Source organism: Kitasatospora sp. NPDC091257 (assembly GCF_044757675.1).
Classification (GTDB): domain Bacteria; phylum Actinomycetota; class Actinomycetes; order Streptomycetales; family Streptomycetaceae; genus Kitasatospora; species Kitasatospora lactacystinica.
This window is the reverse complement of record NZ_JBIVVI010000219.1, coordinates 1-9,468: the sequence shown is the minus strand read 5'-3', so window position 1 is coordinate 9,468 and position 9,468 is coordinate 1. Positions and strand designations below refer to the sequence as shown.

At 72.2% G+C, this 9,468-nt stretch carries 9 protein-coding genes; 3 read left to right on the top strand and 6 right to left on the bottom strand.

The annotated features are described in order from the left end of the window. The coding region (locus ACIQOV_RS13255; RefSeq protein WP_401048184.1) for a LuxR C-terminal-related transcriptional regulator at positions 1-700 on the top strand (700 nt) is incomplete at its 5' end. 13 nt (positions 701-713) lie between these two features. Here ACIQOV_RS13255 and ACIQOV_RS13250 read toward each other — a convergent pair. Then, a complete protein-coding gene (locus ACIQOV_RS13250; RefSeq protein ID WP_401048181.1) occupies positions 714-1,694 on the bottom strand; it encodes an LLM class F420-dependent oxidoreductase in 981 nt (326 codons plus the stop codon). Between the two features lie 150 nt (positions 1,695-1,844). Here ACIQOV_RS13250 and ACIQOV_RS13245 point away from each other — a divergent pair, with 150 nt between their 5' ends. Together ACIQOV_RS13245 and ACIQOV_RS13240 are read left to right on the top strand one after the other, a co-directional pair. After that, entirely contained in the window at positions 1,845-2,168 is a 324-nt protein-coding gene (locus tag ACIQOV_RS13245) for an ArsR/SmtB family transcription factor (protein WP_401048179.1), read from the top strand. Between the two features lie 112 nt (positions 2,169-2,280). Beyond that, positions 2,281-2,754: a hypothetical protein gene (locus ACIQOV_RS13240; protein ID WP_401048176.1), complete on the top strand. Its 474-nt coding sequence runs from the start codon at positions 2,281-2,283 to the stop codon at positions 2,752-2,754. 89 nt (positions 2,755-2,843) lie between these two features. Here the strand turns inward: ACIQOV_RS13240 and rodA are convergent, their stop codons facing one another. From rodA to ACIQOV_RS13215, 5 genes are all read right to left on the bottom strand, one after another. After that, entirely contained in the window at positions 2,844-4,043 is a 1,200-nt protein-coding gene (gene rodA, locus ACIQOV_RS13235) for a rod shape-determining protein RodA (RefSeq protein WP_359908141.1), read from the bottom strand. Then, complete coding sequence (gene mrdA, locus ACIQOV_RS13230) at positions 4,040-6,340, bottom strand: penicillin-binding protein 2 (protein WP_401048172.1); 2,301 nt, start codon at positions 6,338-6,340, stop codon at positions 4,040-4,042. The genes rodA and mrdA overlap by 4 nt, the downstream gene beginning before the upstream one ends. A gap of 51 nt (positions 6,341-6,391) precedes the next feature. Then, entirely contained in the window at positions 6,392-7,030 is a 639-nt protein-coding gene (gene mreD / locus ACIQOV_RS13225) for a rod shape-determining protein MreD (protein WP_359908147.1), read from the bottom strand. A 3-nt stretch (positions 7,031-7,033) separates the two neighbouring features. Then, positions 7,034-8,005, bottom strand: coding sequence for a rod shape-determining protein MreC (mreC, locus tag ACIQOV_RS13220; protein ID WP_401048169.1), 972 nt, complete (start codon positions 8,003-8,005; stop codon positions 7,034-7,036). A gap of 115 nt (positions 8,006-8,120) precedes the next feature. Beyond that, positions 8,121-9,146: a rod shape-determining protein gene (locus tag ACIQOV_RS13215; protein WP_049648984.1), complete on the bottom strand. Its 1,026-nt coding sequence runs from the start codon at positions 9,144-9,146 to the stop codon at positions 8,121-8,123. Between the last annotated feature and the right edge of the window lie 322 nt (positions 9,147-9,468).

Here is a 9,468-nt window from a genome sequence, read left to right as displayed (position 1 = left end):
GTCCCTCTACCGCCCCGCCGACCCCTCCGATCCCACCGGCCCCACCGTCCGCGTGCTCATCTGCGCCGCCTCACCGCTGCTGCGCACCGGGCTGCGCACCATCCTGCAGCGCTCACCCGGGCTGCAGCCCCTGACCGAGCTCTCCACCACCGCCAGGATCGCCCAGGCCTGCGCCGCCAAACGCCCGGACGTCGTCGTCATCGACGCCGACATGCCCGGCATGGAGGCCTGCGAGGTCAAGAAGCTCACCTCCGACCGGGAGACCGGGCAGCCCGGCGTCATCCTGCTGGTCCGCCCCGGCGACCCGGACCGGATGCTCGACTACCTCAGAGCCGGCGCCCGCGGCCTGGTCCTGCGCGACGGGCCCGAGTCCGACATGGTGCACGCGGTCCGCGCGGTCGCCGCCGGGAACGCGCTGATCTCCCCGCCGATCACCGCCGAGGTGGTCACCGAGATGGCCCGCCGGCTGCCCGGACCTCCGCTGCACACCCCACCGCTGCTCCATCTGCTCACCCCGCGCGAACAGGAGGTGCTCACCCTGATCGCGGGCGGGCTGTCCAACGCCGAGATGGCCGCCGAGCTCCACCTCAGCGAGAAGACCGTCAAGTTCCACGTCTCCAACGTGCTCGGCAAGCTGCGCGTGCGCAGCCGGGCCCAGGCCATGGTCTACGCCCGGTCGGGACACCGGGCGGCCGGATAGGGGCTGCGCGGCGTCACGTCTGCGGGGCCAGGGCCCGCAGCGTGTCGCGCATCCCCTCCGGCCCGGGGCCGAACTCCGGCACCGGCAGCACCGCCAGCAGCGGCGTGTCCACCCCCGCCGCCGCGAACTGCGCGACCCGCTCCCGGCACTCCCCCGGGGAGCCGTGGATCAGCAGCGCGTCGACCAGGTGCTCGGGCACCGCCTCGCACGCGCCGTGGAAGTCGCCCGCCGCCCACGCGGCGTGCGAGGCGGCCAGCTCCTCGCCGCGCCCCAGCCAGTCGTGGAAGCCGCCGTACGTCCGGGCGTTGAGGATCGGCCCGAGCAACTGCCGCCCCTGCCAGCGGGCGTGGTCGCGGTCCTTGGTCGGGCAGACGAACAGCCGGGCCACCACCTCCTTGGTGCGGCCCTCCTCGCCCATCGCCTCCCGCACCCGCGGTACGTCCGCGGCCGCCAGGAAGTTGGTCACCAGCCCGTCCGCCTCCCGGCCGGCCAGCCGCAGCATCTGCGGGCCGAGCGCGCCCATCATCACCGGCGGCACCGGGTCGGGCCGCAGCGCCGGGGTGTACCCCTCGATGGTGAAGGAGTCGAACGCGCCCCGTACCGTCCGGCCGGCCAGCGCGTGCTTCAGGAACCGCACGGTGTCGCGGACCTGACGGTACGGATGCTCGAACGGGATGCCGTTGATCCGGGTGACGAACGGCGGGCCGGAGGAGCCGACGCCCACCACCACCCGGCCGGGAGCGGCCTCGGCCAGCGAGGCGACCGTCATGGCGAGCAGTGCCGGCCCTCGGGTCTGCACCGGCACCACCCCCGTGCCCAGCCGCAGCGCGGGCGCCCAGGCCGCGGCGAGCGCCAGCGGGGTGAAGCCGTCGTAGCCCGCCGCCTCCCCGGTCCACACGTCGGTGTAGCCCAGATCGGGCAGTTCCTCGACCAGTGCGCGGTGGCGGTGCAGCGGGACGCCGCGCAACGGGAGCGTCAGACCGTAGCGGCCCACGGGCACCTCCCGGCGGTTCGCTCGCGGCGTTCACTCATCGGGTGTCCTTCCGCGGGAACGGCGGTGCGGGCCGGCCCCATTGCCTAAGATTGGATAGTACGCCAAAGTTCGAACAATCCATCGCACGACCAGGACGACCAAGGAGCCGCCATGCGGACCCCGAGCCACCCGGCCACCGACTCCATCCAGCTCGCCGGCATCTTCCACGCCCTCAGCGACCCGGCCCGCCTCTCCATCGTGACGGGCCTGTCCGAGGTCGACGAGCAATGTTGCAGCGACCTGGACATCCCCCTGTCCAAGTCGACCCTCTCGCACCACCTCAAGGTGCTGCGCGAGGCCGGCGTCACCACCACCCGGGTCGAGGGCACCCGCCGGCTGATGTCACTGCGCCGGGACGACCTCGGCCAGCGCTTCCCCGGCCTGCTGGACGCCGTCCTGGACGCCGCGACCCGTGAGCCCGCCGACGCCCACTGATTCTCCCCGACACTCCCGGGGCGGCTCTTCGGCCGTACGACCGGTCTGTGCCCCGGCCTTTGGACCTGAATCGGCCCCGCCCGGCCCCACCGGGCGCGCCGGTGGACCAGGCTTGCCGCGTCCCTGCCGTCCGCAGCCCGCCCTGGAGGCCGCCGTGCCCGCCGACACCCGCGCCCACGAGACCCCCGCCCACGACACCCCCGCTCACGAGGCCGCCGCCCGCGCCGCCCTCGACGCCTTCCTCGACGCCCTCAACAGCCGCGACCTGACGGCCTGGGCGCGGACCCTGCACTACCCGCACGTCCGGGTGCACGAGGGTGAGGTGACGGTCTGGGAGGACGAGGCCGGCTACGTCGAGCGGTCCACCCCCGAGCTGGCCCTGCTGGTCGACTCCGGCTGGGCCCGCAGCGGCTGGGAGAGCGTCGAGCTGAGCCAGTCCTCCCCCGACCAGGTGCACGCCCTGGTCCGCTTCGCCCGCTACGACGCGGCCGGGGAGCGCACCGGCTCCTTCGACTCGGTCTACGTGCTCACCCGGCGCTCCGAGCGCTGGGGCGTGCTCGCCCGGATCGGCTTCCCGGCCGTCTGACCGCGGCGCCCCCCGGCCGCGGGAACGCCCCGGACACGACGGCGGGGCCGGCCCGGGAAGTCCCCGGCCGGCCCCGCCGCGATGCGCGCTCAGGCCGCTATCGGCCGCTGGCTGCGCACCGCCTGGAGCAGCCCGATGGCCATCCAGTTCGCGAACATCGAGGAGCCGCCGTACGAGACGAACGGCAGCGGGATGCCCGCGACCGGCATGATGCCCAGGCACATCCCTATGTTCTCGAAGGCCTGGAAGGACAGCCAGGCGATGACCCCGGCCGCCACGATCGTCCCGTACAGGTCGGTCGCCTGCCGGGCGATCCGGCAGGCCCGCCAGAGGATCACGCCGACCAGCGCGATGATCGCCAGCGCCCCGACGAAGCCCAGCTCCTCGCCGGCCACGGTGAACACGAAGTCGGTCTGCTGCTCCGGCACGAACTGCCCGACGGTCTGGGTGCCGTGGAACAGCCCCTTGCCGGTCAGCCCGCCCGAGCCGATCGCGATCCGGGCCTGCGCGGTGTTGTAGCCGACGCCGTTCGGGTCCAGCTGCGGGTTCGCGAAGGCGGCGAAGCGGTCGATCTGGTACTGGCTCAGCAGTCCGAACTTCCAGATCGCCACGCACCCGGCGGTGCCCGCCACCAGCAGGCCGAGCACCCAGCGGTTCGCCGCGCCCGAGCCGAGCAGGATGCCCAGCACGATCGCGGCCATCACCATCACCGAGCCGGCGTCCGGCATCAGCAGCACTATGCCCATCGGCAGCCCGGCCCAGAGCAGTCCCCGGAACACCGCCCGGTGCGAGGGGAACTCCCGCTCCCCCGCGTCCACCTGGTCCGACAGCACGACCGCCATCGCCAGCACGATCGCGAGCTTCGCGAACTCGGCCGGCTGGATCGAGAAGCCGCCGCCGAGCTGGATCCACGAGTGCGCGCCGTTGATGGTCGAGCCCAGCGGGCTGAGCGTCGCCAGCAGCATCAGGAGCACGCCGACGTACAGGAACGGCACGATCGTGCGGAAGCGCCGGCTCCCTATCGCTATCACCACGGAGCACAGCACCAGCCCGACCACGAAGTTGGTCAGGTGCCGGTACAGGAAGTACTGCGGGTCCCCGTGGGTCAGCGAGTCGCGCCCGCGGGTGGCCGACCAGACCAGCAGCGAACTGCCGGCCGAGAGGGCCAGCGCGGCCAGCAGCAGTATCCAGTCCAGCCGCCAGAGCGGGGAGTCCTTGGCCAGGGCCTTGGAGACCCCGCTGCGCTGCGGGGCCAGCCGCAGCTGCCGGTACGAGCCGTAGGAGGTCATGCCCGTCCCCTTCCCGGTCCGCGCGTGGGTTCGAGCGCGGCGTCGGCCGCGGTGTACGACGCCGGACGGTCGGCCGGCGGCGTCCGGTCGAGGAAGGCCGTCGCCGGGGCCGGCTGCGCGGCGGCCGCGTCGAGCAGCGCCGGAGCCGGTGCGACGGCCTGCGCCTGGGCGCCCGGCGCCGCGTCGACGCCGTACGAGACCGGCTTGATGATCGCGGTGCCGTCCGGGTTGAACTTCGGCAGCTCGGCCTGCGGCGCGGGCAGCAGCGCCTTGCCGGTGTCGATGCCGCCCTTGTCGTCCACGCCGTACAGCGCCTGGTAGATCCGGCGGATGGCGTCGCCGGAACCGCCGGAGCCGGTGCCACCCTGGCTTATCGTCATGACGACGGCGTAGTCCTTGCTGTACGTGGTCAGCCAGGAGGTGGTCTGCTTGCCCTCGACCTCGGCGGTGCCGGTCTTGGCGTGCAGCGTGATCTTGTCCTGCGGCCAGCCGTTGAACTTCCAGGCGGCGGTGCCGCTCTTGATGACGCTCTCGGTGGCCTGGTTGATGTAGCTGAGCAGCTTCTCGTCACCGGGGAACCTGGCGTCCTCGTGCGGGGCGATCTCGCGGACGAGGTCCCCGCCCGGGCTTATCACCGCCTTGGCGATGGTCGGCCGGTAGAAGGTGCCGCCGTTGGCCAGCGCCGAGTAGATCCGGGCCATCTGGACCGGGGTGACGAGGGTGTCGCCCTGGCCGATCGCGAAGTTGACGGCGTCACCGGCGCGCATCTGGTAGCCGTCGACGCAGTTCTCCCGGGCGATCTGGTCGGAGTAGCTGTTGCCGCCCTTCTGCCCCTGGGCGCACCAGGCGTCCTTGTTGTTGTCGTAGAAGGACTGCTTCCACTGCCGGTCCGGCACCCGGCCGGTGACCTCGGACGGCAGGTCGATGCCGGTCTTGGCGCCGAGGCCGAACTCGTGGGCGGTCTTGAAGAACCAGTCGCCCGGCTCCTTCTTGGGCTTGATGCCGCCGTCCTTCAGCCACTGGTCGTACGCCAGGCCGTAGAAGACGGTGTCGCAGGAGACCTCCAGCGCCTTCTCCAGGGAGATCTGGCCGAAGTTCTCGCTCTCGAAGTTCTTGAACTCGCGGCCGCCGATGGTCATGCTCTTCGGGCAGTCGTAGTGGCCGTCCAGCGAGTAGCCGGCCTGCACGGCGGCGGTGGTGGAGATGACCTTGAAGGTCGAACCGGGGGCGGACTGACCCTGTATGGCCCGGTTCAGCAGCGGGAAGTTGGAGTCCTTGCTGGTCAGCGACTGGTAGTCCTTGCCGCTGATGCCGCCCACCCAGAGGTTCGGGTCGTAGGTCGGGGCGCTCGCCATCGCGACGATCCGCCCGGTGTGCACGTCCATCACCACGGCGGCGCCGGAGTCGGCCTCGTAGTTGCGGTTGGTGACCTTGTCGAAGGTGTTCCGGGCGTCGTTCATGGCCTGCGCCAGGTTGTCCTCGACGACCTTCTGCACCCGGGCGTCGATGCTGGTGACCAGGTTGTCGCCGGTCTGCGGGGCGACGGTGCCGGCGTTGCCGATCACCCGGCCGAGGTTGTCCACCTCCAGCTTGGTGATGCCCGCGGTGCCGCGCAGGTCGCGGTCGTACACCGACTCCAGGCCGGCCCGCCCGATCTGGTCGGCCGGCAGGTAGCGGTCCAGGCCGCTCCTACCGGCGGTCTTGCTGACCTCCTCGTCGGTGACCGGCGAGAGGTAGCCGAGCACCTGGGCCATGTTGGCGCCCTCGGCGCCGGTGTAGCGGCGCACGGCGGTGGGCTGCGCGGTGACCCCGGGGAAGTCCTCGCGGCGCTCCATTATCTGCATCGCCTGCTGGGTGGTCGCCTCCTTGGTGACCGGGATCGGCTGGTACGGCGAACCGTTCCAGCACGGCTGCGGGGTCTTGGCGTCGCAGAGCCGGACCTTCTCCTGCACGTCCTTGGCGGGCATCCCCAGCACCTCGGCCAGCCGGGACAGCACCGCCTTGCCGCCGTCCTTCTGCTGGAGCAGCGAGGTGCGGCTGACCGAGACCACCAGCCGGGTCTCGTTGCCGGCCAGCACCCGCCCGGAGGCGTCCAGGATCTCGCCGCGGACGGCCGGCTCGACCACCTCGCGGATGTGGTTGCCGGTCGCCTTCGCGGTGTACTCCTTGGCGTTGCGGATCTGCAGGTACCACAGCCGCCCGCCGAGGGTGGCGAGCAGCGACAGCACCAGGATCTGCAGCACCACCAGACGGATCGTCACCCGTCGGGTGCGTCCGGTCTCGGGGATGTTGCTCACGTCTCGTGCGCTCCAGGATGCGGGGAGGTCGGGTGGTCGGGGCCGGGCCGGTTACGGCCGGCGGACGAAGCCGGGCACGCGCCGCTTCTTGTACGACGGGCCCGTCGAGGCCTCGCGGGTGGTGCGGTAGCGGGCCAGGGTGCCGAGACCGGAGCTGCCCTCGTCGTCGTCCGCCGCGGCCACCGGGTCGCGCCCGAAGCGGCGGCCGAGGTACATCACCAGCGGCACCACGAAGGGCGCCAGCAGCAGGTCGTAGAGCAGGGCGCTGATCACCAGTCCGCCGAGGCCGACGTGCCGGGCCGCGGTGTCGCCGACCAGGGCGCCGACCATCGCGTAGAGCAGGGTGGAGGCGACCGCCGCGGCACCGACCACCAACAGCGAGCCGGCCACGGAGCGCTGGCGGCCGTGGTCCGGGCGCAGCAGTCCGGCGGCGTAGCCCATCAGGCAGAGCACCAGCGCGTAGCGGCCGATCGCGTGGTCGGAGGGCGGTGCGAGGTCGGCCAGCAGGCCGCCCGCGAAGCCGACCAGGCAGCCGCCGGTGGGCCCGTAGACCATGGCCAGGCCGACCACGACGAGCAGCAGTATGTCCGGGGTGGCTCCCGGGAGCTGGAGCCGGCCGAAGACGCTGACCTGGAGGATCAGGCCGAACAGGACGAGGCCGGCGGAGACGGGGATGCGGGCGAGGCGCATGGCTCAGTTCCCCCCAGTGGGCTTGGCGGGCGGGGCGGCGGGCGCGGAGGCCGGGACCTGTCCGGGCACGGAGGCCGGGACCTGGCCCGGCGCGGCGGCCGGCTGGCCCGCGGCGGGCGCCGGCGGCAGGACGGCGTCGCGCGGGTCGGCGCGCGGCGGCACGACCACCACGCCGACCAGGTCCAGCCGGGTGAACTGGACGAAGGGCTCGACCATGACGGTCTTGGTCAGCTGGCCGGCGTTGGCCTGGACCTCGACGACCTTGCCGACCGGGACGCCGGGCACGAACGGGCGGCCGCTCTGCGAGCCGAAGGTGACCAGCCGGTCGCCGGCCTTGACCTGGGCCTTGCCGTTGAGCAGCGAGACCTTCATCGGGCTGTCGCCGCCGCCGGAGGCGAAGCCGATCTCGCCGGTGCTCTCCAGCCGGGTGCCGGCCGAGAAGCCGGGGTCGGAGGCGAGCAGCACGGTGGCGGTGGTCGGGGCGACGGTGGTGATCCGGCCGACCAGGCCCTGACCGTTGATCACCGTCATGTCGCGGGTGAGGCCGTCGTCGCTGCCGGCGTCGATGGTGATGGTCCAGGAGAAGCCCTGGGCCGGGCCGATCGCGATGACCTGGGCCGCCTTGACGGTGTAGCCGCCGGCGCCGGCGGTGCGCAGCAGGTCGTCCAGCTGCTTGGTGCGCCCGGTGGCCATGTCGGAGGAGGCGAGCTTCTGCCGCAGTTCGGTGTTCTCGCGGGCGAGCTGGTCGGTGCGGCCGCTGTCGGTGGCCGCGTCCCGGAAGGCGCGGACGGTGTCGGCGACCGGGTCCACGACGGTGGCGGCTCCGCGCTCGACCGGTCCGAGGACACTGGCGGCGGCGTGCCGGGCCGGGCCGAGCGGGGAGTCCTCACCGCCCTTGATGTCCACGGTGATCAGCGCGAAGGCGACGGCCACCAGCAGGATGAGCAGCAGCCGGCTCTCTCGTGTGTCCCTCACGGTGCTGGTACTGCCCCTTCGTACCTGGCCGCCGTCCGGGGCTGTGGGGCCCGGGCGGCGGCCCGTTCAGTCGAGTGTCGGATGTGACGCGTGGTACCGGTGGTGCGGCGACGTGTCAACGACGCGGCGAGGCGTCGAGTACCTGCTGGAGGGCCTCGAACTCCTCGACGCACTTGCCGGAGCCGAGCGCGACGGAGTCGAGCGGGTTCTCCGCGATGTGGATCGGCATGCCGGTCTCGCGGCGCAGCCGCTCGTCCAGGCCGCGCAGCAGGGCGCCGCCGCCGGTGAGCACGATGCCCCGGTCCATGACGTCGCCGGCCAGCTCGGGCGGGCACTGGTCGAGGGTGGTCTTGACCGCGTCGATGATCGCGTTGACCGGCTCGTCGATGGCCTCGCGGACCTCGGCGGCGGAGATCACCACGGTCTTGGGCAGACCGCTGACCAGGTCGCGGCCGCGGATCTCGGCGTGCTCGTCCTTCTCGCCCTCCAGGCCGAAGGCGCTGCCGATGCTCATCTTGATCTGCTCGGCGCTGCGCTCGCCCAGGAGCAGCGAGTACTCCTTCTTGATGTGCTGGACGATCGCGTTGTCCAGCTCGTCGCCGGCCACCCGGATGGACTGGGCGGTGACGATGCCGCCGAGCGAGATCACGGCGACCTCGGTGGTGCCGCCGCCGATGTCGACGACCATGTTGCCGGTGGCCTCGTGGACGGGCAGGCCGGCGCCGATCGCGGCGGCCATCGGCTCCTCGATGATGTGCACCTGGCGGGCGCCGGCCTGCGAGGAGGCCTCGATGACGGCGCGGCGCTCGACGCCGGTGATGCCGGAGGGCACGCAGACCACGACGCGGGGGCGGGCGAGGTAGCGACGGCGGTGGATCTTGAGGATGAAGTACCGCAGCATCCGCTCGGTGATCTCGAAGTCGGCGATCACGCCGTCCTTGAGCGGGCGGATGGCGACGATGTTGCCCGGGGTGCGGCCGATCATCTTCTTGGCCTCGGCGCCGACCGCGAGGATCCCACCGGTGTTGGTGTTCACCGCGACGACGGACGGCTCGTTCAGGACGATGCCCTTGCCCCTGACGTACACCAGCGTATTGGCTGTTCCGAGGTCGATCGCCAAGTCGCGGCCGATGAACGACAGGTTGCTCGCCATGGGGTGTGGGTGCCTTCCCGGGCTCGGAGTTCATGGGGGGGTGGACGAATGCGCGCCCACGCTTGGGCGGAGACCAGCTGAGCTGCCTTACCGGGCCCTTGAGTCGCGTCCATCGTAGTCACGCCGCGCGGCACGGACGTAGACGTGGGGCATACCGTCCATTGTCCGGGGCGTGATCGCATCTCCGAGGATTGGGACGCCGTGTCGGCGCCTCCAGTTCCCTATTTCACGATAAGAATGCCCCGGCCGGGCCAATGGTCCCGACCGGGGCGGACGAAGGTCCTGCGGGTGCGTCACCCGCTTCCCCGGG

Bases quoted from the DNA above. Each gene is read 5' to 3' on its own strand.
- ACIQOV_RS13245 (WP_401048179.1), top strand. From the start codon at position 1,845: ATGCGGACCCCGAGCCACCCGGCCACCGACTCCATCCAGCTCGCCGGC.
- rodA (WP_359908141.1), bottom strand. From the start codon at position 4,043: ATGACCTCCTACGGCTCGTACCGGCAGCTGCGGCTGGCCCCGCAGCGC.
- mreD (WP_359908147.1), bottom strand. From the start codon at position 7,030: ATGCGCCTCGCCCGCATCCCCGTCTCCGCCGGCCTCGTCCTGTTCGGC.